This window comes from Actinocorallia sp. A-T 12471, from assembly GCF_033875155.1.
Taxonomy (GTDB): domain Bacteria; phylum Actinomycetota; class Actinomycetes; order Streptosporangiales; family Streptosporangiaceae; genus Actinocorallia.
In genome coordinates, this window is record NZ_JAWZTE010000004.1 from 119,412 (window position 1) to 144,291 (window position 24,880).

The 24,880-nt window shown below is 71.6% G+C and carries 23 protein-coding genes and 2 pseudogenes; 11 read left to right on the forward strand and 14 right to left on the reverse strand.

Annotated elements, in window-relative coordinates; all coding sequences use genetic code 11:
• Nucleotides 1-8: 8 nt before the first annotated feature.
• The 5 genes and pseudogenes from R9X44_RS12895 to R9X44_RS12915 form a co-directional block, all read left to right on the forward strand.
• Complete coding sequence (locus tag R9X44_RS12895; RefSeq protein ID WP_319814337.1) at nucleotides 9-1,619, forward strand: ABC transporter substrate-binding protein; 1,611 nt, start codon at nucleotides 9-11, stop codon at nucleotides 1,617-1,619.
• A gap of 25 nt (nucleotides 1,620-1,644) precedes the next feature.
• On the forward strand, nucleotides 1,645-2,676 hold the full coding sequence (locus R9X44_RS12900) for an LLM class flavin-dependent oxidoreductase (RefSeq protein ID WP_319814338.1): 1,032 nt from the start codon (nucleotides 1,645-1,647) through the stop codon (nucleotides 2,674-2,676).
• A gap of 4 nt (nucleotides 2,677-2,680) precedes the next feature.
• Complete coding sequence (locus R9X44_RS12905; protein WP_319814339.1) at nucleotides 2,681-3,658, forward strand: ABC transporter permease; 978 nt, start codon at nucleotides 2,681-2,683, stop codon at nucleotides 3,656-3,658.
• 10 nt (nucleotides 3,659-3,668) lie between these two features.
• Entirely contained in the window at nucleotides 3,669-4,133 is a 465-nt protein-coding gene (locus R9X44_RS12910; RefSeq protein WP_319814340.1) for a MarR family winged helix-turn-helix transcriptional regulator, read from the forward strand.
• Between the two features lie 19 nt (nucleotides 4,134-4,152).
• Nucleotides 4,153-4,683: pseudogene (locus R9X44_RS12915) on the forward strand (LLM class flavin-dependent oxidoreductase); the annotation flags it as partial.
• Between the two features lie 18 nt (nucleotides 4,684-4,701).
• On the opposite strand, the gene R9X44_RS12920 reads toward R9X44_RS12915, so the two are convergent.
• Nucleotides 4,702-5,340, reverse strand: coding sequence for a TetR/AcrR family transcriptional regulator (locus tag R9X44_RS12920; protein WP_319814341.1), 639 nt, complete (start codon nucleotides 5,338-5,340; stop codon nucleotides 4,702-4,704).
• A gap of 158 nt (nucleotides 5,341-5,498) precedes the next feature.
• Between R9X44_RS12920 and R9X44_RS12925 the strand changes: the two genes are divergently transcribed.
• A complete protein-coding gene (locus tag R9X44_RS12925) occupies nucleotides 5,499-6,035 on the forward strand; it encodes an MFS transporter (RefSeq protein ID WP_319814342.1) in 537 nt (178 codons plus the stop codon).
• Nucleotides 6,036-6,935 (forward strand): MFS transporter, encoded by a 900-nt coding sequence (locus tag R9X44_RS12930; RefSeq protein WP_319814343.1) that lies wholly within the window; start codon nucleotides 6,036-6,038, stop codon nucleotides 6,933-6,935.
• Here the strand turns inward: R9X44_RS12930 and R9X44_RS12935 are convergent.
• Nucleotides 6,892-8,305, reverse strand: a pseudogene (locus R9X44_RS12935) (FAD-dependent monooxygenase). The gene R9X44_RS12930 and the pseudogene R9X44_RS12935 sit on opposite strands and share 44 nt — an antisense overlap.
• Nucleotides 8,306-8,617: 312 nt before the next feature.
• Nucleotides 8,618-10,060 carry an MFS transporter gene (locus tag R9X44_RS12940; protein ID WP_319814344.1) on the reverse strand — a complete coding sequence of 481 codons (1,443 nt, stop codon included), beginning with the start codon at nucleotides 10,058-10,060 and terminating at the stop codon, nucleotides 8,618-8,620.
• Nucleotides 10,061-10,114: 54 nt separating this feature from the next.
• Here R9X44_RS12940 and R9X44_RS12945 point away from each other — a divergent pair, with 54 nt between their 5' ends.
• Entirely contained in the window at nucleotides 10,115-10,708 is a 594-nt protein-coding gene (locus tag R9X44_RS12945) for a TetR/AcrR family transcriptional regulator (RefSeq protein ID WP_319814345.1), read from the forward strand.
• A 69-nt stretch (nucleotides 10,709-10,777) separates the two neighbouring features.
• Here R9X44_RS12945 and R9X44_RS12950 read toward each other — a convergent pair whose 3' ends face one another.
• The 3 genes from R9X44_RS12950 to R9X44_RS12960 form a co-directional block, all read right to left on the reverse strand.
• A complete protein-coding gene (locus R9X44_RS12950; protein WP_319814346.1) occupies nucleotides 10,778-12,001 on the reverse strand; it encodes an MFS transporter in 1,224 nt (407 codons plus the stop codon).
• On the reverse strand, nucleotides 11,995-13,035 hold the full coding sequence (locus tag R9X44_RS12955) for a PLP-dependent cysteine synthase family protein (protein ID WP_319814347.1): 1,041 nt from the start codon (nucleotides 13,033-13,035) through the stop codon (nucleotides 11,995-11,997). The genes R9X44_RS12950 and R9X44_RS12955 overlap by 7 nt, the downstream gene beginning before the upstream one ends.
• A 738-nt stretch (nucleotides 13,036-13,773) precedes the next feature.
• Nucleotides 13,774-15,516 carry a CocE/NonD family hydrolase gene (locus R9X44_RS12960; protein ID WP_319814348.1) on the reverse strand — a complete coding sequence of 581 codons (1,743 nt, stop codon included), beginning with the start codon at nucleotides 15,514-15,516 and terminating at the stop codon, nucleotides 13,774-13,776.
• A 203-nt stretch (nucleotides 15,517-15,719) separates the two neighbouring features.
• On the opposite strand from R9X44_RS12960, the gene R9X44_RS12965 reads away from it, so the two are divergent.
• Nucleotides 15,720-16,364 (forward strand): TetR family transcriptional regulator, encoded by a 645-nt coding sequence (locus R9X44_RS12965; protein ID WP_319814349.1) that lies wholly within the window; start codon nucleotides 15,720-15,722, stop codon nucleotides 16,362-16,364.
• Between the two features lie 282 nt (nucleotides 16,365-16,646).
• Here the strand turns inward: R9X44_RS12965 and R9X44_RS12970 are convergent, their stop codons facing one another.
• From R9X44_RS12970 to R9X44_RS12985, 4 genes are all read right to left on the reverse strand, one after another.
• The gene (locus R9X44_RS12970) at nucleotides 16,647-17,681 is read right to left on the reverse strand and encodes an ABC transporter ATP-binding protein (protein ID WP_319814350.1); all 1,035 of its coding nucleotides are present in this window, start codon (nucleotides 17,679-17,681) and stop codon (nucleotides 16,647-16,649) included.
• Nucleotides 17,678-19,177 carry an iron ABC transporter permease gene (locus tag R9X44_RS12975; protein WP_319814351.1) on the reverse strand — a complete coding sequence of 500 codons (1,500 nt, stop codon included), beginning with the start codon at nucleotides 19,175-19,177 and terminating at the stop codon, nucleotides 17,678-17,680. Before R9X44_RS12975 ends, R9X44_RS12970 begins: the two co-directional genes overlap by 4 nt.
• A 56-nt stretch (nucleotides 19,178-19,233) precedes the next feature.
• A complete protein-coding gene (locus R9X44_RS12980; protein ID WP_319814352.1) occupies nucleotides 19,234-20,280 on the reverse strand; it encodes an iron ABC transporter substrate-binding protein in 1,047 nt (348 codons plus the stop codon).
• A gap of 437 nt (nucleotides 20,281-20,717) precedes the next feature.
• A complete protein-coding gene (locus R9X44_RS12985; RefSeq protein WP_319814353.1) occupies nucleotides 20,718-21,116 on the reverse strand; it encodes a BlaI/MecI/CopY family transcriptional regulator in 399 nt (132 codons plus the stop codon).
• Nucleotides 21,117-21,305: 189 nt separating this feature from the next.
• Between R9X44_RS12985 and R9X44_RS12990 the strand changes: the two genes are divergently transcribed.
• Complete coding sequence (locus R9X44_RS12990; RefSeq protein WP_319814354.1) at nucleotides 21,306-21,506, forward strand: hypothetical protein; 201 nt, start codon at nucleotides 21,306-21,308, stop codon at nucleotides 21,504-21,506.
• Nucleotides 21,507-21,512: 6 nt separating this feature from the next.
• Here the strand turns inward: R9X44_RS12990 and lexA are convergent, their stop codons facing one another.
• A complete protein-coding gene (gene lexA / locus R9X44_RS12995) occupies nucleotides 21,513-22,175 on the reverse strand; it encodes a transcriptional repressor LexA (RefSeq protein ID WP_319814355.1) in 663 nt (220 codons plus the stop codon).
• Between the two features lie 76 nt (nucleotides 22,176-22,251).
• On the opposite strand from lexA, the gene R9X44_RS13000 reads away from it, so the two are divergent.
• The gene (locus R9X44_RS13000) at nucleotides 22,252-23,241 is read left to right on the forward strand and encodes a hypothetical protein (RefSeq protein ID WP_319814356.1); all 990 of its coding nucleotides are present in this window, start codon (nucleotides 22,252-22,254) and stop codon (nucleotides 23,239-23,241) included.
• Here the strand turns inward: R9X44_RS13000 and R9X44_RS13005 are convergent, their stop codons facing one another.
• From R9X44_RS13005 to R9X44_RS13015, 3 genes are read right to left on the reverse strand one after another with little or no spacing between them, the layout of a single operon-like run.
• The gene (locus R9X44_RS13005; RefSeq protein ID WP_319814357.1) at nucleotides 23,242-23,415 is read right to left on the reverse strand and encodes a hypothetical protein; all 174 of its coding nucleotides are present in this window, start codon (nucleotides 23,413-23,415) and stop codon (nucleotides 23,242-23,244) included. It lies immediately after the preceding gene.
• Nucleotides 23,416-23,471: 56 nt separating this feature from the next.
• Entirely contained in the window at nucleotides 23,472-23,807 is a 336-nt protein-coding gene (locus tag R9X44_RS13010) for a hypothetical protein (protein ID WP_319814358.1), read from the reverse strand.
• Nucleotides 23,808-23,862: 55 nt separating this feature from the next.
• Nucleotides 23,863-24,786: an NmrA family NAD(P)-binding protein gene (locus R9X44_RS13015; protein WP_319814359.1), complete on the reverse strand. Its 924-nt coding sequence runs from the start codon at nucleotides 24,784-24,786 to the stop codon at nucleotides 23,863-23,865.
• Between the last annotated feature and the right edge of the window lie 94 nt (nucleotides 24,787-24,880).

The following is a 24,880-nucleotide window of genomic DNA, read 5'->3' on the forward strand; positions in this document are numbered from 1 at the left end:
TTCCCCCGATGTCCCCCACCCGAAGAACCCACGGCGCGCTCGCCGTCCTGACCGGTCTGACGCTGTTCGCCGCCTCGGCCTGCGGCGGCACAACCGCCGACGACGGCGACGCCGCCGGCGGCACGCCCAAGCCCGGCGGCGCCCTGACGTTCGCGCTCCAGTCGCCGCCGCTCAGCGCCAACCCGCGCGCCTTCACCGACAGCGCATCGGTGTACGTCACCCGCCAGCTCTTCGACTCGCTCGTCGCGCAGGACCCGGCGACCGGCGAGATCGGGCCCTGGCTCGCCGAACGCTGGGAGGCCAACGCCGACGCGACGGCGTTCACGTTCCATCTGCGCGACGGCGTCACCTTCTCCGACGGCACCCCGCTGACGGCCGACGTCGTCAAGGCGAACTTCGACGACATCATCGCCAACCGGGCGAAACTGAACCCCGCGATCGCCCCCTCGGTCGCCAATCTGACCGGCGCGAAGGCCGACGGCGACAGCGTCACCGTGACGTTCGGCAAGCCCAGCGCGCCATTCCTCCAGGCGGTCTCCAGCCCCGGCCTGAGCATCGTCGGGGCGGCGAGCCTGAAGCTCCCGTTCGAGGAACGCGCGGACAAGGCGGTCGGCAGCGGCCCGTTCCGGCTCGACGCGTTCGGCCAGAGCGGGGCCACGCTGAGCCGCCGCACCGGCTACGCCTGGCAGCCCGCGCGCGAGGAGCGGACCGGCGACGCCCACCTCGACAAGGTCGAGTTCACCGTCATCCCCGAGTCCGGCGTGCGCACCGGCAGCCTCCAGTCCGGCCAGGTCCTGGCGATCGGCGACGTGCCGCCCGCCGACGTCCAGGCCCTCAGGGACGGCGGCCGGCAGGTCATCGCCCGGCCCAACCCCGGGCTCGTGCTCGGCCTGATCCCGATCCAGGCGCGGCCCGCGCTGTCGGACGCGAACGTGCGCAGGGCCGTCGCGCTGTCGATCGACGCCGCCGAGGTCCGCGACACCGTGCTCAGCCCGGACTTCGCGCCCGCGACGAGCGTGCTCGCCAAGACCACGCCGGGCTACGCCGACCTGAGCGCGCAGGTCAGGTTCGACCCCGCCGAGGCGGCGAGGCTGCTCGACGCTGCGGGCTGGAAGCGCGCCGGCGACGGCGTCCGGGAGAAGGACGGGCAGAAGCTCAGCCTCGTCGTCGGCTGGTTCCCCATCTACGGCTTCAACCAGAAGGTGCTCGAGCTGATCAAGGCGCAGGCGGCGAAGGTCGGCATCGAGCTCGAGCTGCTGGAACAGACCGGGGCACAGCTCCTGGACGGCCTGAAGAACGCCAAATACGACTTCTTCTGGACCAACGCCACATCGGCCGACGGCGACGTCCTGCGCGCCACGTTCTCCGGCGCGCCGCCGAACTTCTACCGCATCGCCGACCCCGGCCTTGAGGAGCTGCTACAGCGGCAGATCGGCGAGAGCGACCCCGGGGTCCGCGACAAGACGCTCGCCGAGATCCAGCAGCACGTGGTCGACCAGGGGCTGTACCTGCCGGTGTTCGAGCCGACGGCGCTGCTGGCGGCGTCCCCGAAGGTGCACGGCCTCGCCTTCACCGCGAGCTCGGGCCTTGGCGGGCTGCGCGACACCTGGCTTTCCTGAACCGCGTTTTCCGGGAGGAGACCCCATGAAGTTCCTGCTGCTGCCGCATGTGCCAAGTCAGGACAAGTCCGACGAAGCCCAGGTGCGGGAGCTTGTCGACAACGCCGTCCTCGCCGAGAAATGGGGCTTTGACGGCTACGGCGTCGGGGAACGGCACGACCGTCCCGCGGTGTCGTCGTCGCCGCCCGTGATCCTCGCGCACATCGCGGCGAGGACGTCGGCGATCCGGCTGTTCACCGCGGTGACGACGCTCGGCATGCTCGATCCGCTGCGCGCGTTCGAGGACTACTCGACGCTGGACAACCTGTCCGGCGGACGGCTCGACCTGATGATCGGCAAAGGCGGATATCCCCGGACGTCACGGCTGTTCGGGGTCACGCCGGACGACCAGTGGGCGCGTCTTCAGGAGAACTACGAGCTCTTCCGGAGGCTGTGGGAGAGCGACCACGTCACCTGGGAGGGAACGCTCGGCAGGTCACTGGCGGACGCCGAGGCGCTGCCGCGTCCGGCACAGAAGCGGCTCCGGGTGTGGCACGGGAGCGCCAGCAGCCTCGAGTCCGCCGACTTCGCGGCCAAGCACGGCGACCCGATCTTCTCCTCCAACGGACGGGGCAGGCCCGAGCCGTACGCGGAACTGATCCGTTACTACCGGGACAGATGGCAGCATTACGGGCACGACCCGGCCGACGCGCTCGTCGGCATCGGCACCTCGGGCTACTTCGGCGCGCGGACGTCCCAGGAGGCGATCGCGAAGTACCGTCCGGTGTTCGAGGCGCGGCTCGCGGTCAACCGGAAGTACGACGGCGGCTCCATCAAGTACGCCGACGTGCACGAATGGGTCGAGCACAGTTCCGTGCTCGTCGGCAGCCCCCAACAGATCATCGACAAGGTGCACGCGCAGCACGAGCTGTTCGGCCACGAGGCGCTGCACGTCCACGTCGACGCGGAGATCCTCGGCGAGGCCGACCACCACGCGACGCTCGAGCTGTTCTTCGCCGAGATCGCGCCGGTCCTGCGCCGGGAACTGCCGAGCAGGCCCCTGACGGCGGGCTCCTAGCGAGATGACGCGCCACCTGCTGGGCCGGGCCGCCCAGACGCTCTTTGTGCTCTGGGCGGCCTTCACCGTGTCCTTCCTCGTGCTCTTCGCGCTCCCCAGCGACCCCGTCGCGGTCATGGTCGGGCCCAACATGGGGCTGTCCGAGGCCGAGATCGACGCCATCCGGGTCGACCTCGGGCTCGACGGGTCACTTGTCGACCAGTACGTCGCGGCTCTTGACCGGCTGCTGCACGGTGACCTCGGCCGGTCCGTGCAGCGGCGCAGGCCCGTCGCGGAACTGCTCGCCGAATCCCTGCCGCCGACGGCCGCGCTCGCCGTCGCGGGGCTGGTCCTGGGCGTCCTGCTCGGGGTGGCGCTCGCGCTCGCCGCGACCCTGACCCGCCGCCGCGCGCTCCGGGAGGCGCTGCTGAGCCTGCCGCCCGTGGGCGTCGCCCTTCCCGCGTTCTGGGTGGGGCTGCTGCTGATCCAGCAGTTCTCCTTCCGGTGGCCGCTGTTCCCGGCCGCAGGCGGAACCGGACCGCGCGGCCTCGTGCTGCCCGCTTTTACGCTGGCGCTGCCGATCGCGGCGCTCGTCGCCCAGCTGCTGGCGCGCGGCCTCGCCGAGACGATGGCCACGGGCTACGCCGACACCGCACGCGCCAAGGGGCTCGGGCGGCGCGCGGTCGTCCTGCGGCACGCGCTGCGCAACGCGGTCCTGCCGACGCTGACCATGACCGGGGTCCTCGTCGGCGGGCTGCTGTCCGGCTCGGTCGTCGTGGAGACCGTCTTCTCCCGGCAGGGCCTCGGACGGCTCGCCGCGACCTCGGTCACCGAACAGGACCTCGCGGTCGTCCAGGCCCTCGTCCTCCTCGGCTCGGCCGTCTTCGCCCTCCTCAACCTCCTCGTCGACCTGATCACCCCGCTCCTCGACCCACGCATCACCCCCGCCCACGCGCCCGCCCCGCCTCCCGACGCGGCCCCCGCCCTGAAGCCGGACTTGTAGGCTTCACCTCATGCATGACGCCCCCGGCGAATGGCTCGACGAGGACGAGGACCGCACCTGGCGCGCCTTCTTCGAGACCCAGGTCCTGTTCTGGCGGCGGATGGCCCGCGACCTCCAGCACGACACGGGCCTGTCCGAACCGGACTTCGCCATCCTCTCCGCCCTCCTTGAGGCCCCCGACGGCGCACTGCGCCCGTACGAGCTCAGCGAGGTCACCGACTACGAGAAAAGCCGCCTGCATCACCACCTCACCCGCATGGTCGGCCGCGGCCTCATCACCCGCTCCCCCTGCCCCGACACCCCCCGCGCCGCCATCATCACCCTCACCCCCGAGGGCCGCGCCGCCATCACCGCCGCCCTCCCCCAACGCGCCGCCCACATCCGCCGCTGGCTCCTCGCCCCCCTCACCCCCGCCCAACGCACCGCCCTAACCGAAATCTCCCACCACCTCCAACCCCCCCTCCACAACCCCTAACCCCCCCACACCACGTCCACCCCCACCCCACCCGCCGCCGGTCTGGCTGCTGGGGTCGAGTTCGTCGAGTGCGCTGCTCGCGGCGTCGCGCGGTCTGCCGTTCGCCTACGCCGGGCACCTCGTGCCCTCGGCGGCCGCGGCGTCGGTGCGGGCCTACCGGGAGAACTTCACCCCCGGCGACCACCTCGCCGAGCCGTACGTCATCGTGTCGGCGCTGGTCGTCGCGGCCGACACCGACGCGGAGGCGGTCTGGCACTCCACCTCGTTCCGGTGGGCGCTGGTCGAAGGCAGCCGCAACCCCTTCATCAGGTTCCCGCCTCCCGCTCTTGTGGCGGAACACCGCTACACCACGGCGGAACAGCTGCTCATCGAGCGGCAGCTCACCGGCCAGCTCGTCGGCGGAACTGAGACGGTCCGCGCCGCGCTGGCACGGCTGCTCGCGCAGACCGGCGCGGACGAGGTGATGGGGTTTTCGCCTATCCATGAGCATGGCGCGCGGGTGCGCTCCTACGAGGTGCTCGCGGCGGCGGCGCGGTCCGTCGGAGGCTGACGGGGTCGGCGGGCGGGGTCAGGGCGGCGGGGTCGTGGGCTGCGGGCGGACGAGGGGTAGGAGGAGGCCGTCGACGATCTGCTCGATCTGTCGGTCGGTGCTCTCGCCCTCGCCGTTCATGCAGCGGTAGAGGATCATGGCGGGTCCCGCGGCGGCGATCGCGGCGACGTCGGTCGCGTGGTCGCCGCCGTGGCGGTGGATCAGGTCGGCGATGCGCTGCTCGCAGGGGCCGGTGACCGACTCGTGGAACAGGTCGCGCAGCCCCGATGTCTGCTGCGTGCCCACCGCGGCGACCGCCTGGAACGCGGCGCCGCGTGAGTCGTAGACGGCCTGGTCGAGGTAGCGCAGCAGGGTCACGAGGCCGTCGCGGAGCGGGGTTTCGGCGGTGACTTCCGGCGGTTCGGGGAGCAGGTCGCGCAGTGCGTCGCGGACCAGCTCCTCCTTGTCGCGCCAGCGGCGGTAGAGCGCGGCCTTGCCCGTGCCCGCCGCCGCGGCGACAGTGTTGGTGCTCAGCCTGGCGTAGCCGACGGTTCCGAGCTGCTCGATCACCGCGTCGAGGATCGCCCTGCGCAGCGCCTCGCCGCGCCGCCGCTGGACGGCCGGGGCGGCGTCCGGAGCCGTTTCCCCGACGGTGTCGGCGGCGTCCGCCCTGGCCATCAGCACCTCCCGTTCGGGCCCCGCGGCCTCGATCCGGGCAGGCCGACGCCGTCGCAAGGCCGTTGCGGCCCACCCTACCAATCCCTATAGCGAACCAGGTGGTTCCCTATTCGGGGCCGTGCCACGTCCCGGATCGCCCGTCGTCCTTAGGGGGAGTCTTGTCCAGTCAAGCCGAGCGCGCCAGCGCGCCACCAGTGCCGGCCGCCGCGCTCACCGGCGTCGCCGCGGTGGCGCTGACCATCATCGTGTCCTGCGAGCTGATGCTGATGCTCGACGGGACGATCATCAACGTGGCGCTCCCCGAGATCCGGACCGGGCTCGGCTACACGCCGTCGGGGCTGTCCTGGGTCTCCAACGCCTTCCTGCTCGCCTACGGCGGGCTGATGCTGCTCGGCGGGCGCGTCGGCGACATCATCGGCCGCCGCCGCACGTTCCTCGTCGGCATCGCCGTCTTCACCGCCGCGTCCCTGGCCGGCGGCCTCGCCGACGGGCCGGGCTGGCTCACCGCAGCCCGCGCGGCGCAGGGCCTCGGCGCGGCGCTCGCCGCGCCGAGCACGCTCGCGCTGCTCGTCACCAACTTCCAGGGGCCGCTCCAGGCCAAGGCGCTCAGCGTGTACTCCTCAGTCACCGCCTCGGCCATGACGCTCGGGCTGATCCTGGGCGGCGTCATCACCAGCGCGCTGTCGTGGCGCTAGGTGCTGCTGGTCAACGTCCCGATCGGGCTGCTCGTGCTGGCGCTCGCGCCGAAGTTCGTCGACGAGTCGCCGCGCCGGCCCGGACGGCTCGACGTGGGCGGCGCGCTCACCTCGGTGCTCGGCCTCGTCGCCGTCACCTTCGGGCTGGTGCGCACCGCCGAGCACGGCTGGTCCGATCCCACGGCGCTCACCGCACTCGTCTCCGGAGTCGTGCTTGTCGTCGCGTTCGTGCTCATCGAGGCGCGGGTGAAAGCGCCGATCATGCCGCTGCGGCTGTTCGCCGACCGCGCCAGGGCCGGGGCGTTCGCCGCGCTGCTGCTCATCCCGATGGTGACGATGAGCATGCAGTTCCTCATCATCCAGTTCCTCCAGGAGGTGCTCGGCCACGACGCGCTGCGGGCCGGGCTCGCGTTCCTGCCGATGGCGGCGGGCATGCTCGTCACCGCGCAGAACGCGCCGAAGCTGATCGGCAGGATCGGCGGCAGGTCCACCGCCCTCGCCGGGACGGTGATCCTCGGGGGCGGGATCGGCTGGCTCGTCCCCCTCGCCGCCGACACCGCCTACCTCACCGGCGTCGCCGGGCCGATGCTGCTGGTCGGCGCGGGCATGGGCCTTGTCGTCGTGCCGTTCAACATCGCCATCATGTCGACAGTGGACCCCGCCGAGTCCGGCGTCGCGGCCGGCGTACTCCAAACCGCACTCCTCGCCGGCGCATCACTAGGCATCGCCATCCTCTCCACCGTCTACGCCGCGGGCCTCGGCGACCACCCGTCAGCCGACGCCATCGCCAACAGCATGGGCAACGCCTTCACCATCTCCCTCGCCATCGTCGCCCTAGCCTTCCTCATCATCCTGTTCACGATGAAGGGGCGCCGAACCAGTGGGTTAGGTGGGTGGTGAGGGTGGGTTGGTGGGTGCCGGTCCAGACGACGTGGCCGTCGGGGCGGAGGAGGACGCAGGGGGCGTCGAGGTCGGCGGCGGGGTCGGTGAGGTGGTCGACGCGGTCGGACCAGCCGGCGGCGGTCAGGCGTCCGGTGCGGTCGAGGAGGAGGCCGCGGCCGCTGTGCAGGTGGCTGTAGAGGTTGCCCTGGGCGAGGCAGATGTCGGGGAGGCGGCGGCCGACGAGGTCGGGGCCCTCGCCGAAGTCGTAGCGGATGCCGGTTCCGGTGATCTTCTCGGTCAGGTGGCGGTTGACCTCGGGGATGTCCATGAGTTCGGTGAGCAGCCCGCGCAAGGCACGCGCGTCGTGCAGTTCCGTCTGGGCGCGGGTGTTCTCCAGGACGTCCCGGGCCACCGGGTGGCGTTCGGCGTGGTAGGTGTCGAGCAGCGTCTCCGGAGCCCAGCCGCGGATCTGGGCGGCGAGCTTCCAGCCGAGGTTCACCGCGTCCTGAACGCCGAGGTTGAGGCCCTGGCCTCCGGCCGGCGGATGGATGTGCGCCGCGTCCCCGGCGAGCAGCACCCGCCCGACCCGGTAACGCTCCACAAGCCGCGTGGCGTCCCCGAAACGGGACAGCCAGCGCGGCGAGTGCACCCCGAAGTCGGTCCCGGCGACGGCGCGCAGCTCCCGTCTGAAGTCCTCGATCGTGGGCGGTTCCGTCCGGTCGCTGACCTCGGCGGCGGGAACGACGACGCTGTAGAACCCCGTCCCCGAAGGGCCTTACCCAGAACCGCCTGTCCGTGGCGCTGATCTCGCGCGCCCTCGCGGCGATCTCCTCCGGCAACGCGCCGGCCTCCATCTCCCCCATCAGCGTGTCGTTCCGCGAGTCCTCACCGGGAAAGCCGACGCCGAGCGCCTTGCGCACCGTGCTGCGCGCCCCGTCACAACCGACGAGATAACGCGCGCGCACCTCCCGCCCGTCAGACAGCCCGACGACCACGCCCGCATCGTCCTGCGCGAACCCCACCACCGAGCAGCCATGCAGCACCCGTGCCCCGAGCGCGACCGCGCGCTCCTCAAGCAGCCGACTGACGACCGGCTGCGGAATCCCCAGCTGGAAGGCATACCGGGAATCCAGACCCTCGGGCGCGGGCTTGGCGATGCCGGCGAAGACCCCGCCGATCGGACGCCGTCTGCCGTGCCGGACGATCCCGTCAAGGAGTCCGCGCATCGCCATCAGCTCAAGGCTGCGCACATGCAGACTGACCACACGGACGAGCGACCCCGGCTCGCTCTCCTTCTCCACGACGAGCACCCGCACACCATGCAGCCGCAACTCGGCGGCCAGCATCGCCCCGACCGGACCACACCCGGCGACGACGACGTCGAACACAAACGAATCCCGCACGTCGTCCGATGACGACCCGACGGTGAACTGCGAAGAGCGCACAGGCCCTGCCTTCCAGGAGTACCTCAGGTGGCGAGGCGCTCCCGGCGACCCTCAGGTCAGTCGCCCGACCGTGACGGCAGGGGGAGCACCCACATCGCTACAGCGTTCACGGGTCTCACCTCCTCAAAGCCAGGTCACGATCCCCACAACCTACAAGCCCTCCCCCACCCCGTCCAACCCTTTTCCAGCCGCCTGAAGTGCCACTTTCCTTGCGGGAAGTGGCACTTTGTCCGTCCCCCGGGCACCGCGTCCCGGTTATGGGGCCTTGGGGGCCGGGTCGTCGGCGTTCACGGGGCCGTCGGGCTGCGGCGTCGCGCCGGGCAGCGCCCGGATCAGCGGCAGGCAGAGCACCAGGGCGGCGGCCCCCGCGAGCAGGCCGACGCGGTAGCCGGACGTCAGGTCCCCGGGGGCCGTGGTGCGCGCCGCGGCGAGCGCGCCGAGGACGGCGAGGCCGACGGCCGCGCCGAGTTCCTGGGCGGAGTTGAGGAAGCCGGACGCCAGGCCCTGGCCTGAGGCGGGGACGCCCGCGGTGCCGGCGACGAACGTCGGGGCGTAGGACAGGCCGCTCCCTGCCGCGAGCAGCACGAACGGGCCGAGGACGTCACGGAGGTAGGTGCCGTCGTCGGGCATCCGGGCGAGCAGCGCGGTGCCCAGCACAAGGAGGACGAACCCTGCGGCGAGCGGGGGCCGCGTGCCGTACCGGGTGACGAGTGCCGCGGCGCGCGGTGAGATCAGGAGGATGAGCAGCGTGATCGGGGCGAAGGCGAGGCCGACCTCCATGGGCGAGTAGCCGAGGACCACCTGGAGGTAGAGCGTGGTGAAGAACAGGGTCGCGCCGAGCGTCCCGGCGTTGACCGCGAGCAGGATGTTCGCGCGCGCCACCGAGCCGGTGCGCAGCAGTCGGCGGTCGAGGACGGGGGTCGCGTGCCGCCGCTCGGTCACCGCGAACGCGGCCCAGGCGAGCAAGGCCGTCCCGGCGAGGACGCCGCCCTGGACCGCGTGGCCGCCCTCGGCGAACCGGGTGAGCGCGAGGATCGAACAGGCGAGCCCGGTCGAGAGCAGGACCGCGCCGCGCGCGTTGACCGTCGCGCCCCGCTCGGCGACGCTCTCGGTCAGGTACCGACGGGCGGCGACGAGCGCCGCGCAGCCGAGCGGCACGTTGATGAGGAAGATCCAGCGCCAGCCGAACAGGTCGGTGACGACGCCGCCGACGAGCTGGCCGCCGATGGCCCCGGCCGAGCCGACCGCCGCCCAGTAGCCGAGCGCCTTGGTGCGGGACGGGCCTTCGGCGAACGCGGTCGTCAGCAGGGCGAGCGCGGTGGGGGCGACCATCGCCGCGCCGACGCCCTGCCCGGCACGGGCCGCGATGAGCTGCCCTTCGGACTGGGCGAGGCCGGTGGCCAGCGAGGTCAGGGTGAAGACCGCGAGGCCGATCAGGAACAGCCGCCGCCTGCCGAACAGGTCTCCCGCCCTGCCGAAGACGATGAGGAGGCTGCCGAAGGTCAGCGTGTACCCGATGGAGACGAGCTGGATCCGTCCGTCGGGGACGGCGAGGTCGGCGCGGATCGACGGCAGCGCGACGTTCACGACGACCACGTCGACGATGAGCATGGCCTGGGCGAGGCAGAGCAGGACGAGGACGGCGCGGCGGCCGCGCGTCCCGCCCGGCACGCCGAGGCGTTCGGGGGTGCTTGTCATGCCGAGGAGGTTACTTAATGAGCATTAAGAAAGTAATCGGCCTATGCTTGCCCCATGACGGGACGTCCCAGATCAGTGTCCGACGAGACGATCTTCCGCGCCGTCGCCGAGACCATCGGCGACAGCGGCCCGACCGGGCTGACCCTCGCCGCCGTCGCCCGGCGCGCCGGCCTGACCGCGCCCGCCCTGGCGCAGCGCTTCGGCTCAAAACGCGGGCTGCTGCTGGCCTTCGCCGAAGGGGAGAGCGGCAACGCCGCGCGGATCTTCGGCGAGGCGCGCGCCGCGTCCCCCGGCCCGGTCGAGGCGATCCATCTGGCGCTGGCGTCCCTCACCTCGGCGATCACCACCCGCGAGGCGCTCGCGCACAGCCTCGCCTTCCTCCAGCTCGACCTCGCCGACCCCGACCTGCGCGCGCACGCCCAGGCGCAGAGCCGCGCCGTCCGCGCCGAGCTGACCGCGCTCGTCGAGGAGGCCGTCGACCTCGGCGATCTCACCGTCGATGACCCGGCCACCGTCGCCGAGACCCTCTACGTCGTCTACTCCGGCGCCCTCATCACCTGGGCCGTGGAGTCCGCCGGACCCCTTCCCGCCTGGCTCTCCCTGCACGTCGACCGAGCCCTGGCCCCCCACCGTCCCGCGCAGCCCTGACCGTCGCGTCCAGGCCCAGCACGACCTCCGGGAGGGCGCTTGTGGAGCGGCCTCCCGGAGGTGTGCGGGCTATCCCGTGGGCGCGGGTGCGAGGCGGGCGGCGCGGTCGAGGCGGCGGACGGCCAGCGCGGACATGACGCCCGCGGCCGCCAGGAGCAGCCAGGGCGCGGCGGTCAGGCCCGTGGCCCTGGCGACGTCGAGGGCCGCGCCGCTGACGAGGTTCCCGGCGAGGATGCCGACGCCCGACAGCAGGTTGTAGAGCCCGTAGTAGGTGCCGATCAGGCGGCCCCCGGCGAGGTCGGCGATGGTCGCCATCTCGAACGGGAACACCATCATCCCGCCGACCGCGAGCAGCGTCCCGCACACCAGCACCGCGCCGAGCCCTGACGCCCCCGCGACCGGCAGGGCAAGCGGCAGGAACGACGCCCCCATCACGCACAGGCCCCGCGCCATCGCCTGCCCCGGGCGCCACCGTGCCCTGCACCACCGGGTGAGCCTGACCTGTCCGACCATCCCGAGCAGTGCCGAGACCGCGAACAGCGCGACGACGCCCGTCTCACCGCCCGTGAAGCGCCGCACCTCGAGCGGCAGCCCCAGGTACACCTGGAAGGACAGCGCGTAGGAGGCGGTCATCGCGACCGCGAAAGCGAGGAACGTCCGGTTGCCGAACGCCTCCTTCCAGTCCGTCAGCACGGGACGGTCCGTGCCCGCCTCCGCGCCCGCGCGCGCGGGCAGAAAGCGCCACTGCACGAGCGTCAGGACGGCGAACACCCCGGCCGCCGCGACGGACACCGCGCGGAAGTCGACTCCGAGCAGCAGCATGCCAAGCAGCGGGCCGATGAGGAGACCCGCCTGGTAGAAGACGTTGAACAGCGCGAACGCCTCGACCTTGCGCGCGGCCTCCTCGTGCGCCAGGTAGGCGCGGGCCGCCGGATTGAACAGCGCGCCCGCCAGACCCGTCAACGCCGACGCCGCGATCAGCAGGGGAACCGCCGTGGACACCGCGAACAGGCAGAACCCGACGACGCGCAGCCCGCACCCGATCATGATCATCAGCTTGTAGCCGAGCCGGTCGGCGAGGGTGCCGCCGACGATGAACATGCCCTGCTGGCTGAAGTTCCGCACCCCCAGGACGAACCCGACGAGCCAGACGGCGAGGCCGGCGCCGCTCAGATGGCCCGCGAGGTAGGGCATCAGCATGTAGAAGCCGATGTTGATGCCGACCTGGTTGACGAACAGCACACGGGCCGGGCGGCCGAAGGAGGCGAACTCGCGCGCCGTGGAGATCACCACGGGAGCCCTCCCGTCCAGGTGAGCGGGTCCGAGACGCGGGCGCAGCGGGTCCACCGCGTCACCTCGCGTTCGGCGGGGTGCGCGAGCTCGTCGGGGTCGGGTGCGGGCGGCGCGTCCAGGAGTCTGTGGTCGGCGCAGTAGCCGTCGTCGTAGACGGTGTCGAGGTAGCGCCACGGCCCGTCCGGAAAGATCGCGACGACGTTCGCCTCGCCGGGCAGCCTCGCGGCGAGCCAGCGCGCCACGAGCGCGACGGCTCCGGTGCTCCACCCGCCCGCGACGTAGTGCCGCGCCGCCAGCTCGCGCGACGCCCAGACCGCCTCCGCCGCGTTCACCCAGTGGACCTCGGCGAAGCTGTCGTGGCGCACGTTGCGCGGGTGGATGCTGCTGCCGAGCCCCCGCATCAGCCGCGCCCGCGCGGGCTGCCCGAAGATCGTCGAGCCGACGGTGTCGACGCCGACCAGCCGCAGCCCGGGGAAGTGCCCGCGCAGCACCCGCTCGATCCCCGCGCTGTGCCCGCCGGTGCCGACCGCGCACACCAGCGCGTCGATGTGCGGGAGCTGGCCGAGCAGTTCGTGCGCGAGCCCCGAGTACGCCCCGATGTTGTCCGGGTTGTCGTACTGGTCGGGGCAGTACGGGTCGGGGACCGCGGCCATCACCTCGCGCACCCGTCTCCTTCTCGCCTCCTGCCACCCGCCGACGGGGTCGGGCTTGTCCACCAGCTCGAGCCGCGCCCCGTACGCGGTGAGCAACCTGCGCATGCCGGGCTCGAGGCCGGGGTCGGCGACCAGCACGACAGGATGCCCGAGCACGATCCCGGCGAGGGCGAGCCCGAGGCCCAGGGTGCCGCTGGTCGACTCCACGATCGTGCCGCCGGGCACGAGCTCCCCGCGCGCCCTGGCCCGCCGGACCATGTGCAGCGCGGTGCGGTCCTTGATCCCGCCCGGATTGAACCCTTCGAGCTTCGCCCAGAACCCTCCCCCGCCCGCGACGAACGGGTCGGCGATCCGCACGAGCGGCGTGTTACCGATGATCATCTGAAGTGAGGAATGCCCGCGCCGAACCGGCGGCGAACCGCCCGCCGTTTTCAGGCGCGCGACATCGACATGCATCGCCATGAGTGAACCCCCCGAATGGCCGAAGCCATTTCCGCAGTGGAAATACCGAATCACAGAACGCGGTGAAACGGGACTCCTATACGCGGATCACACAGAGGGCCTGACGGGGCACCCGCCCCGCCCCCTCGTTCCCCACGGACCGCGGCGGCCCACCCGGCAGCGCCGCGACTCCGTCCCCCGCGAAGACCACCGCCGCCAGCCACGGAACCAGCTCGAACACGCCCTCAGCCACAAAACTGTGGTCGAGGTCGGGCGCGAGATGGCATGACCTGTGCCCGTCATGACTGTGCCGGTGATACTCGACGGAACCGGCGGCCGCGATCTCGACAACGCCCGCACCACGCTGCTCCGCGCCGTGCTCAACCGCAGCGTCCGCACACACACCCTGCATGACGACAATTCCCACCAAAGCAAGAACGACCAAAAAGAACCGCAAAGGAACCGCGGCCCACACCCCCCGCGATCCCCGCACCCCCCTGGTCGCCATGCGCGGAACCGTACCCAACGACCCACCCAAATAACAGAACCCCTTAACACCCGCCCACCAAATTACCGACCCAATTCACTATGAGCCAAAGTGCGACGCGGCCGTGGACGAGTTCGACGGCCGCGTCGCTGAGGGCCGTGGGCAGAGAAGCCCGCAGCCCTTCGTGGTGTTCAGCTGGTTCGGACGGGGAGTTGGAGGTGGGAAGGGTGGGCGGGGCCGGTGTGGATGATGTGTTGGCCGGTGTTGGCGGGGGTGTATTCGACGAGGTTGGGCATCATGGGGCCGAGGAGGTCTCGGCCGCTGATGACGAGGCGGAGCTGTTCGCCCGGGTGGAAGGTGAGGCCGATCGGGAGCAGGTCGATGTCGACCGCGACGATCTGGCCGGGTGAGAGCTTCTCGACGCGGTCGAAGGTGTGGACGGGGACGGCGTCGGTCGACAGGGACTCGTCAAGGTGGCGCATGGAGACGCGCAGGCGTCCGTCGGATCCCTTGTAGCGCAGGATCGACGCGCCGCGCTCGGTGAGGTCCTGCGCGAGCGCGCCCTGGTTGGGCACGGTGAACTGCTGGAGCGGCGTGCCGTAGGCGTCGAGCTTCTGGACCAGGACGAACAGGTCGATGTCGTCCGCGCCGCGCGCCTCGACGTGGAGGTGCGCCTTCGGGTAGCCGACGAGCACGGTCTCCTTGTCGAACCGGGTGATGAACGAGACGGTGTCCGGGTTCGACCCGACGGTGTAGCCCACCGAGGCACCGTCGTCGGGCGCGGAGGTCGCCAGGGTGCGTGAGCGGCCGTCGAGGTAGAACTTCGTCAGGGTGACGTCGGTCGGGGGGAACTCGTCGGCCGGGACGCCGGTCTGGTCGCCGCCTTCGAGGTCGAGCAGGGAGTACCGGACGCGCGGGGTCTGCTCCCACCCGTTGTCCTCGCCCTTCAGGTAGTGGTCGAAGAACCTGCGCAGGTCCTCGACGTTCTCCTCCTCGTAGTAGTCGGGCCACTCCTGCGTGTTGTGAACGCGGAGCCACTTGTCCTGTGACGCCATCCGCCGCCACGCGCGGAACGTGCCTGCCGTGTGCAGCGTGTTGGAGTAGCTCGCTACGACGTAGGCCGGAACCGTGATCTTGTCGAACTGAGGGATCTTGTTCTCCCACAGGTCGTTCATCAGCGGGTAGATGTCCGCCTCGGCGATGATGTCCTCCTTGCGGCTCTTGCCCCAGAAGCTGTAGTCGCGCAGCTGCCTGGCGAACCCGTGGTCCGGCATGCCGCCCCGCATGACGAGGTCGCGGTAGACGTCGCTCACGCCCTCCCACGGGTTGATCGCCGCGAGGTGCGGGGGCTGCTCGGCGGCGGTGAACCACTGCGACACCGCGAGATACGAGGTGCCGCTCATCGCGACCTTCCCCGTGCACCACTCCTGGACGGCCAGCCACTCGATCAGGTCGTGGCAGTCACGTCCCTCCTGCCGGTCCCACAGCACGCTGTCGCCCTCGGAGTCGGCAACGCCCCGGATGTCCGGGTTGCAGATCGCGTATCCGCGCGCGCACCAGTACGCCGGGTCCGGCCCCTCGAACTTCTCAAGGCCGGAGACGATCCCGTTGTCCAGCCCGACGAGGCCGAACACGCCCATCACGCTGGTGGACGTCCCCTGGCCCTTGCCGTACGGGCTCCACGCGACGATGACGGGAACCTTCTCCGCCCCCACGGGCCGGAACACGTCGACATGGATGGTCACACCGTCCCGCAGGGTGACCGGAATGTCCTTCTCGAACACGATGTCGACCGGGATCGACCGGAACTGCGGCGCGATCCGGTAACCCGCCTCGAGGGTCCGCGTCCCCGGGTCGAACCCGCTCAGGATGCCGTACCTGTCGCCCGGCTCCAGCGGGCGGGACGGCATGTACACCTTCTGGTCATCGCTCATGGCAGGCTCCCTGTCCTTTTTCGGGGTGGCATTCCGGACTTCGGACAGCCCGAAACGTCACCGACTGTGAGCAGACTACGTCTCCTGAAGATTAATATCAACACACGTTGATATTTGAAGGGAGTGCGCTGCGTCACAGCCGCCGGCCCCGCGACGTCGAGGGAAGGGGGATGTCAACAGGCGCTGATATACTCAGCGTAATCATGGGTTCAACGGAAGATCGGGGCATCGGCATGTCGGCAGACCGGGAAGACGCCCCCGCGCCCCGGCGGCGCGGCCGCAGGCCGGGTCAGACCGAGACCCGGCAGGCCGTCCTCAACGCCGCGCGCGCCCGCTTCTCGACCGACGGTTTCACCGCGACGACCATCCGCGCGATCGCCGCGGACGCGGGCGTCGACGCGGCCCTCGTCATGCAGTTCTTCAAGTCGAAGGACGAGCTCTTCGGCGCGGTCATGTCCGTGCCGCCGGCCGCGCTCGAGCGCATGACCGACGCGTGGCAGGGCCCCAGGGACGGCATCGGCGAACGCGTCACGCGCGCCCTCCTCGAGGCTTTCGAGAACGATGCGGAGGCGTCCGAGCCGCTGCTGGCGATGCTGCGCGGCGCGATCGCCAAGGAACAGGCGGCCGCCCAGCTCCGCGACTTCCTCGAGGCGCGGCTGATGAAGGGCGCCCAGGCGCACCTGCGCGACGACGCCGACACCCGCCTGCGCGTCGGCGTCGCCTCGGCCATGCTCGTGGGCATCATCGTCGCCCGCTCCGTCGTCCGCGTCCCGACCGTCGCCGACGAGCCCCTCGACACGATCATCACCACCACGGCCCCCGCCCTACAAACCCTCCTCGCCCCCTGACCGGAGCGCCGCGACCTCCCGAGAAGCCCCGCGCAGAGGGATAAGGCCCGACCGCAGCGCCACGACCTCCGTCCGGGGCGCTCCGGCATAGGGATCAGTCCAGGTCACAGCGCCACGACCGCCGTCCAAGACCCCCCGCAGAGGGTCGGGCCAGGCCGCAGCGCTGCGACCGCCGTCCTAGGTGCCCGCAGAGGGGTCAGGCCGGGCCGCAGCGCCGCGACCGCCGTCCAAGACCCCCCGCAGAGGGGTCGGGCCAGGCCACAGCGCCGCGGCCTGATGGGGTCAGGGTGGGAGGGGGAAGGTGTGGGCTTGGCCGGTGACGTGGACGGGGGTCGTGGTGCCCGGGGGGAGGTCGAGGGTGCCGGGGGTCTGGGCGAGGGCGCGGGTGCCGTCGGCAAGGCGGAGGGTGAGCATGGTGTGGGGGCCGTAGAACTCAAGGTCCTCGACCAGGGCCTTGGCGGGGGTGTGCGTGGCCGGGCCCGGGCCGGGAGCTATCTGTTCCGGGCGGATCATGAGCAGGGCGCGGCCGGGCAGCGGGTTCGTCACCTCGACGGTGCCGAGGGGCGTCTCGGCGCGGCCGTCTTCGACGGTGGCCTCCAGGAGGATCGCCTCGCCCAGGAACGTCGCCACCCACGGGTCGGCGGGCGCGCGGTAGACGTCGGCGGGCTCGCCGAGCTGGACGATCGAGCCGTCCCGCATGACGGCGATCGCGTCGGCGGTCGACAGCGCCTCGGACTGGTCGTGGGTGACCAGGACGCCCGTGGCGTCAGCCGCGCGTAGGGCGGCGCGTACGTCGCGGCGAAGGTCGGTGCGCAGTCCGGCGTCAAGCGCGCTGAAGGGCTCGTCGAACAGGATCAGCGACGGGCGCGGCGCGAGCGCGCGGGCCAACGCGACCCGCTGCTGCTGCCCGCCGGACAGCTGGTGCGGCATCCTGTCTCCCTTGCCCGCGAGCCCGACCATCTCCAGCACCTCGTCCACCCGCTTGCCGCGCCGGTCGGCGCGGCCCAGCCCGTACGCGACGTTCCCGCGCACCGAAAGATGCGGGAACAGCGCGCCCTCCTGCGGCACGATCGCGATCCCGCGCCGGTGCGGCGGCGTGTGCGACGAACCCGACGCGACGACCCGGCCGTCGATCGTGATGACGCCCGCGTCCGGCCGCTCGAACCCCGCGACGCACCGCAGCAGCGTCGTCTTGCCGCACCCGGACGGCCCCAGCACCGCGAGCAGCGTCCCGTTCGGCACCGTAAGGTCGACGCCCTCAAGCGCGCTGACCCGGCCGAAGCCCTTGGACAGTCCGGTGATCTCCAGTCGGCTCATCTGCCGACCTCCTTGGCGAGGACGCCGGACCGCACCGCGAGCAGCCAGGTCGGCAGGGAAGCGAGCAGGACGAGCAGCGCCGCATAAGGCGCGGCGGCGGCGTAGGCGGCGACCGAGGTGTGCGACCACAGCCGGGTGGCGAGGGTGTCCATGCCGGTGGGCCGCAGCAGGAGCGTCGCCGGGAGCTCCTTCATGCAGGTCAGGAACACCAGCGCCGCGCCCGCGCCGATGCCGGGCAGCGTCAGCGGGAGCGTCACCGTCCGGAACACCGTGACGGGTCCCTTGCCGAGCGACCGCGCGGTCTCCTCGAGGATCGGCGGAGCCTGCACTGCCGCGCCCGAGACCGCCGCGACCGCGAGCGGCAGGAACAGCGCGGCGTACGCGAGCGCGAGCAGCCACGTCGTCTGGTAGATCGGGTAGGCGACGTTGATTCCGAAGAACACGAGCGACAGCCCAATGACGAGGCCGGGCAGCGCGTGGCTGAGATAGCTGAGCTGGTTCAGCGCCGACGTCACCACGCCGGGCGCGCGGGCGGTGAGCAGGCCGAGCGGCAGCGCGAGCGCCATCGTCAGGGCCGCGCCCGCGAGCGACAGCCACAGCGAGTTGCCCGCCGCCGCGAGCACGTCGGACCACGCGCCCGGCCTTGAGACGCCGACGGCCATCCGCCGCGCGAGGCTGAACGCGGTCATCCCCAGCGACAGTCCCGCGACTCCGAGCAGCACGACGACGGCGGGCCACCGCGCGGCCCCGAGCGCGATCCGGTGCGGCGGCCGTCGGGTGCTCGACAGCGACGCGAACCGCGCCCCCCTGCTCCTGCTGAACGTCTCCGCCGCGAGGATCACCGTGGTGAGAAGCACGAGGACGCTGGACAGGACGAGCGCGCCGGTCCGGTCGAAGCCAAGGTCGAACTCGATGAAGATCGCACGGGTGAACGTGTCGGCGCGGATGATCGAGACCGCGCCGAAGTCCGAGAGCACGTACAGCGCGACGAGCAGGCCGCCTCCGGCGATCGCCGGACGGATCTGCCGGAGCGTGACACCCGCGAACGTGCGTGCGGGGCCGCGTCCGAGCGACCGCGAGATCTCCTCCTGCGCGGGATCCGCCCCCGCCAAGGCGGCGGCCACAGGCAGGAACACATAAGGGTAGGAGCACAGGACGAGCACAAGGGCGGCGGGCCAGAACCCCTCGAAGGCCCGGAACGTGGACGTCCACGCGAACGCGGCGACGTAGGTGGGCACGGCAAGGGGAAGCGCGGCAAGCACGCCGAGGATGCGTCGTCCGGGGATGTCGGTACGGACGACGAGGAACGCCGAGCCGACGCCCAGCACAAGACAGCCGAGCGTTACGACGGCAGCAAGCGCGACGGTCCGCAGCGCGAGCCACCCGACGCGGGCCGAGACGACCTCTTCGATGATGCGCGCGGTCCCCGCCTCCGACGTGCGGACGGCGAGGTAGACCAGCGGGATCGACGCGACAGCGACCGCCGCGACGGACATGGCGAGGAGCATGGGCCGGGGGACGCGCGCGCGTCCCCCGGCACGGACCGCGGTGATCAGGGGACGAGCCCCGAGTCCTTGATGAGGGCGATGGTCGCCTCAAGCTGGTCGAGGTCGTTCAGGTCGACGTCCGGGACGTCGAGGGCGTCGAGCGCGGGGGCGTAGGACGGGCCCGGGATGCCGGAGACGACCGGGTATTCGGCGGTCTGCTCCACGAACAGGGCCTGCACCTCGGGGCTGAGCAAGTAGTCCACGAGCGCGCGGGCATCGGGGTTGTCGGCCGCCTTCTTCAGGACGCCGACGCCGGCGATGTTGACCAGGGCCCCGGTGTCGCCGCCCTCGAAGAAGTGCAGCTTGGCCTTCAGCGCGTCCGGCGCGGTGCCGCGCTCCTTGGCGATCTCGCCGAGGTAGTAGTGGTTGACGAGGCCGACCGGGATCTCGCCCGCGTCGACCTCCTCGACGATCGCGCCGTTGCCGTCGCGGACCTGCGGGTCGTTGGCCTTGAGCCCGGCGAGGAACTCCTTGGCCTTGGCCTCGCCGTGCTGGACGGTGATCGCGGTGACGAACGCCTGGAACGAGGCGTTCGTGGGCGCGACGCCGACCTTGCCCTTCCATTCCGGCTTCGTCAGGTCGAAGACGGACTTGGGAAGTTCGTCCTCCTTGACCTTGTCCGACGAGTACACGAGCACCCTCGCACGGGCGGTCACGCCGACCCATTCGCCGGACTTGGCCCGGTACGTCGCGGGGACCTTGCCGGTGACCTCGTCGGGCAGGACGGCGAACAGGCCCTTCTTGGCGACCGCGCCGAGCGCGCCGGCGTCCTGGGAGAAGAAGACGTCGGCGGGGGACTTGTCGCCTTCCTCCAGGAGCTGGGTCGCGGTCGCGGCGGTGTTGCCGTAACGGGCGTCGATCTTGATGCCGGTGTCGGCGCTGAACTTGTCGAGGATCGGCTTGACGAGTTCCTCGCTGCGGCCGCTGTAGACGGTGATCGTCTTGTCGGCCGCGGCGGGGGCGTCGTCCTCGCCGCCGCACGCGGTGAGGGCCGCGGCGGCGAGGGTCACGAGGGCGGCGGCGGTCGCCAGGGTTCTGTAGGGGGAACGCACACTGTGCTCCTAGGTTCGGGAGGGCCGAATCGCGGCACCTTCTACAGGCGATAGAAGTTAGCAGAGGCTTGCCTTACTTCCCGGCCTGGCTCGGCGCTGTCGGCGGCGCATCAGCCCGGCAGCGTGTGCGTCGGGAGGGGCCGTGACGGGTTCGTCGCACGGTTCGGAGACGGGCGCGGCGAGTGACGGCCGGTCACCCTGAGGCGAGCCGGGAGTACGCGAAGAAAGCCCAGGTCAGGACGGGTTCCGAAACCAGGAGCACGGCAAGGTCACACGACCCCGGAAGGGCGGCGTGCCGTCGTCTGGCAGGTCGTACAGACGCGTCGCGGATACGCCGAGCGACGTCCGGAAACCGGGCGTATGGCCGTTATGGAATCGATGCGGAGCCCCGGACGAAGGGCCTCCCCCGGCCGACCAGGCTGGAATTCTCCGGCCCGTCAGTCGTCGAGATCGCTGAGCAGCCGCCGGAGGATCGCCTCGTCCTGCGGTTCGAGCGCGCTGACGAACCTGCGCAGCACCGAGGCCCGGTCGGACTCCTCGGCCAGCAGGCGGTTCATCCGCTCCGCGATCAGTCCCGCCGCGTCGGCGACCGCCCGGTATCTGAAGGCCCGCCCGTAACGCGCCCGGGTGACCGCGCCCTTCTGGTGCAGCCGGGTCAGCGTCGTCACGACCGTGCTGTAGGACAGGTTCGCCGACTCGCCGAGCGCTTCCAGCACCTCACCCGGCGTCATGGGCCGATCGGCCTCCGCGAGCGCGGTGATGATGTGGGCTTCGAGCCGCCCCGCCCGCCTGCGCGGCGCTGACGACCCGGCGTCCGAGGGCTCTTTCGGCGGCACCGGAGTACTCTATTCCACCTTCCCGACCCGAGAAGTAATCCCGGGTTCGGCGAAGATCTCATCTGCTGGTCAGTTCGGGCTTTGATCCACTCATCTGCGATGCCGGGAGCCCGTTTGTGGGTGGCAGATGCGGTTTCGTTAGAGTTCAGGGGTGGCTGAGTTCTTGCGGCGGGGGCGTGGTGCGGGGACATGAGCGCGGTCAACGCGATGTGCCATGGCGGGCCGTTCCACGGCGCGCTGGTCTTCGTGGAGCAGGAGGTGGGGATCGTCGTCGTGGCGGATCCCGGCGGCGCTGACGGGGTCGAAGCCAGGTACCTGATCACGCGGGAGCGGGTGTGGCATCCGTCGAGTGCCGTCCCTTTTGTCGTGCTCGTCTGGGCCGACGGGTAGGCGGCGTCAGAGGCTGCGGAGGACGGAGACCACGACCCCGAGGATCGACGCGGCGTCGCCGTCGATCGGCTCGTAGGCGGGGTTGCGGGGCTCGAGCAGGACATGGCCGTCGCGGCGGCGGAACACCTTGACCGTGGCCTCGCCGTCGATCATCGCGGCGACGATCTGGCCCGAGTGCGCCTCGTGCTGCTGGCGCACCACGACCATGTCGCCGTCGCAGATCGCCGCGTCGATCATCGAGTCACCGCGCACCCGCAGCGCGAACACCGTGCCGCGGCCGGCGAGTCCCCGGGGCAGGCGCAGCAGGTCGTCGACGTGCTCGTCGGCGGTGATGGGGACGCCCGCGGCGATGTCGCCGACGACGGGCACGGCGACGGCGTCGTCAGTGGGTTCGGCGGAGCGGGCGTTCGGCAGGAAGGCGCGCACGTCCATCGGCCGCGCGACGGTCGTGCCGCGCCGCAGGAACCCCTTGTCCTCAAGGCTCGCGAGATGCCTCGACACCGCCGACGACGACCGCAGCCCGACCGCGTCGCCGATCTGCCTGGTGCTCGGCGCGTACCCGTGCCTGGCCACCCAGTCGCGGATCACGACGAGAATCCGCTGCTGCCGCTCCGGCAGGTGGCCGGCGTCAAGGTGCTCGAACCAGTCAAGATCGTCGTATCCGCTCACCGGCCGAAGCATACCGCTGCGCCAGTGTCAGCGCGGCCGCGCGAACCACGACCGGTTCGCGGGCGTCTGAGGGTCTATGGCCACCCCTGACCTGCGGTTGTCGCGGCTGCGCGGCACCTGGCTCTACGGCACGCTGCTGCTGTCGTTCGGCGCGTTCGCCGTCGTGATCGCGCTGGCCCCCGCGCCCGGAACCGACCCCGGACGGGCTCTGACGGGCCTGCTGTTCCTCGGCAGCTCCATGCACGTCGCGGCGACCGGATGGTTCTACACTCTGCCCGAGATCCGCGCCCACGCCCGCGCCAACCTCGGCAGGTACGCGACGGTCCCGCTGGCGCTCGTCGCCGGGACGGCGGCGGTCGCCGCGGCACTGACGGAACCCGCCTTCCGCTGGGCGTTGTACGCCTTCTTCGCCTGGCAGTTCTTCCACTTCCAGAAGCAGAACCTGGGGATGGCGGCGCTGACGGCCGGCGCGCTGCGGGCCGGGTCGCTGTCGCGCGCGGAACGCGACGCGATCACCGTCACCGGGCTCGCCGGAACCGTCGCGCTGCTGAGCAGGCCGGAGCTGCTCGCGCTGCACGACGCGCGGCTCGGGTGGGTGTTCCCCGTCGCGTGCGCGGTCTTCCTCGCCGGGATCGGCCTCGGCCTGCACGGCATGCGCCGCCGCCGCAGCCGACCACCCGCTTTCGCGGCCGTCTACCTGGGGTCGCTGCTGTTCTTCACGCCGGTCTTCGTGCTCGACGCGCCGTACGCGGCGGTCGCGGGACTGATCGTCGCGCACGGACTGCAGTACCTGCTGATCGTGGGCATGGTGGCCGTCACGCCGCGGCCCGGCGGCGGCCTGCCGGGGGTCGCGACGATGTTCGCGGTCGCCCTGGTCGGCGGGCTCCTGCTGAACCTCGCGTCCCACCTGCACGGCTCACCGCACGCCTGGGAACGCGCCCTCTATGGCGCGTTCCTCGGCGTGACGATGGCGCATTTTGTGATCGACGCGGGCCTGTGGCGGCTGCGCGACGAGTTCCCCCGGCGCTTCCTCACCGCGCACCTGCCGTACCTGCTCAAACCGTGATCAACCGCCGCCGCAGCCCGGCGCCTCACCCGCGGCGGCCCAGCCCGCGAACGCGACGACCACGCCCGCGATCACCAGCAGGGCGAACACCGCGGCCACCGCACGACGCCGCTTCTGACGGGGACGTTCCGGCTGTTCGGTCTCGTACCAGTTCGTCTCAAGGACATCGCTCATGCCCCTGAGACGCACGAATCGGACGAACGGTTCGCGCTCGTCAGGTCGTCGGGGGGTCAGTGACCGTGGCCGTGCCCGTGGCCATGGCCGTGCTCGGCGGGTTCCTCGGCGGCGGCGCGCTCCAGCGCCTCGTCGGTGTTGAGGAACAGGTCGTAGAACTCCTCGTGGGTGTCGCGCGGCGGGTACGGCTCGCCGTCGACCAGCAGGATCGACTTCTTCCAGATCCAACGCGAGCCCGACGTGCGCTTGAAGTCGATGACGTTCTTCACGCGCTCGTTCTCGATCGTCATCCGCCAGACGTCCGAGCCGACGCGCTCGATCACCGGAGCGATCCGCAGATTCTCCTCGACCTCGGCGGACAGATCAGCGACGGCAGGAGGCATCCAAGACATCCCAGCACCCTATCGGCCACAGCCGGTGACCTGCGAATCAGACGCGTCCCGTGGGTCAGGCGTCGGCGCGCATGTTCCTTTCCGCCCATTCCGCGAAGGTGGTGAGCGGGATGCCGAGGTCGCGGGCGTACCGCGGGCGTCCGGGCTGTTCGGCGACGTTCAGCCACTCGTGCGACGCGCCCATCGCGGGCATTCCTGCGGCGAGCGCCTCATGTTCCGTCATGTCGGGCGCGTCCAGCGGGGTGCCGAGGGCGCGGGAGAGGATCGCGGCGATCTCCGTCAGCGACATGTGGTCGCTCGCGAACTCCAACTCCACCCGGTCGAACCGCGCGGGGTCGGCGACCGCGGCGGCGACGGCGACGCCGACGTCGTCGGTCGCGACGAGGGACAGCCGGGTCGTCGGCTTCAGCACGCTCACCAGCCCGCCCTCGACGCCGCGCGGGAACAGGAAGCCCGCCGACGGCAGGAAGTTCTCCATGAAGAAGCCCGGCTTGATGAGCGTCCAGCGGGGGAAGCCCGCCGCGCGCACGTGGTCCTGGATCTCGGCCTTGGCGTCCATCGAGGGCGCGACCGAGCCCCAGCGGCCCTCGGCCCACCCGGGGGTCTCGGTGTGCTGCCCCGCGCCGACGGTGGAGGTCTGCACGAACTGCGGCACCCCCGCGGCCTTGGCGGCCTCGACGAGGTTGACGGCCTGGGCCACCTCCCCCGCGAAGTCGAACCCGTCGGCGGTCAGGGGCGCGATCTGGACGGAGAAGACGGCGCGTGCGCCCTCGGCCGCGCGGATCACGGAGTCGCGGTCGGTGAGGTCGCCGGCGACCAGCGTCGCGCCCAGCGCCTCGACCGCCTTGGCCCGCGCGGAGGCGGGGTCGCGGACCAGCGCGCGGACGGGGACGCCCGCCGCGAGCAGCGCACGGGCGGTCGCGCCGCCCTGCTTGCCCGTCGCGCCGGTGACCAGGACGTGTGCGGAATCGGGGGACATGCTGCTCCTCGGATGCTCGGCGGATAAACGGCGGGGTCCGCCGTTTATCCTTCCGGTACGATATGGCGGACCCCGCCGTTTAGCAACCCGGAGG

Coding starts and splice junctions, on each gene's coding strand:
- R9X44_RS13010 (WP_319814358.1), bottom strand. CDS start 23,807: ATGTCTTGGATGCCTCCTGCCGTCGCTGATCTGTCCGCCGAGGTCGAG.
- R9X44_RS12945 (WP_319814345.1), top strand. CDS start 10,115: ATGACGGGACGTCCCAGATCAGTGTCCGACGAGACGATCTTCCGCGCC.
- R9X44_RS12920 (WP_319814341.1), bottom strand. CDS start 5,340: ATGGCCAGGGCGGACGCCGCCGACACCGTCGGGGAAACGGCTCCGGAC.
- R9X44_RS13000 (WP_319814356.1), top strand. CDS start 22,252: ATGGCCACCCCTGACCTGCGGTTGTCGCGGCTGCGCGGCACCTGGCTC.
- R9X44_RS13015 (WP_319814359.1), bottom strand. CDS start 24,786: ATGTCCCCCGATTCCGCACACGTCCTGGTCACCGGCGCGACGGGCAAG.
- R9X44_RS12910 (WP_319814340.1), top strand. CDS start 3,669: ATGCATGACGCCCCCGGCGAATGGCTCGACGAGGACGAGGACCGCACC.
- R9X44_RS12900 (WP_319814338.1), top strand. CDS start 1,645: ATGAAGTTCCTGCTGCTGCCGCATGTGCCAAGTCAGGACAAGTCCGAC.
- R9X44_RS12955 (WP_319814347.1), bottom strand. CDS start 13,035: ATGATCATCGGTAACACGCCGCTCGTGCGGATCGCCGACCCGTTCGTC.
- R9X44_RS12905 (WP_319814339.1), top strand. CDS start 2,681: ATGACGCGCCACCTGCTGGGCCGGGCCGCCCAGACGCTCTTTGTGCTC.
- R9X44_RS12960 (WP_319814348.1), bottom strand. CDS start 15,516: ATGAGCGATGACCAGAAGGTGTACATGCCGTCCCGCCCGCTGGAGCCG.
- R9X44_RS13005 (WP_319814357.1), bottom strand. CDS start 23,415: ATGAGCGATGTCCTTGAGACGAACTGGTACGAGACCGAACAGCCGGAA.
- R9X44_RS12975 (WP_319814351.1), bottom strand. CDS start 19,177: ATGTCCGTCGCGGCGGTCGCTGTCGCGTCGATCCCGCTGGTCTACCTC.
- R9X44_RS12970 (WP_319814350.1), bottom strand. CDS start 17,681: ATGAGCCGACTGGAGATCACCGGACTGTCCAAGGGCTTCGGCCGGGTC.
- R9X44_RS12895 (WP_319814337.1), top strand. CDS start 9: ATGTCCCCCACCCGAAGAACCCACGGCGCGCTCGCCGTCCTGACCGGT.
- R9X44_RS12990 (WP_319814354.1), top strand. CDS start 21,306: ATGAGCGCGGTCAACGCGATGTGCCATGGCGGGCCGTTCCACGGCGCG.
- R9X44_RS12965 (WP_319814349.1), top strand. CDS start 15,720: ATGGGTTCAACGGAAGATCGGGGCATCGGCATGTCGGCAGACCGGGAA.
- R9X44_RS12940 (WP_319814344.1), bottom strand. CDS start 10,060: ATGACAAGCACCCCCGAACGCCTCGGCGTGCCGGGCGGGACGCGCGGC.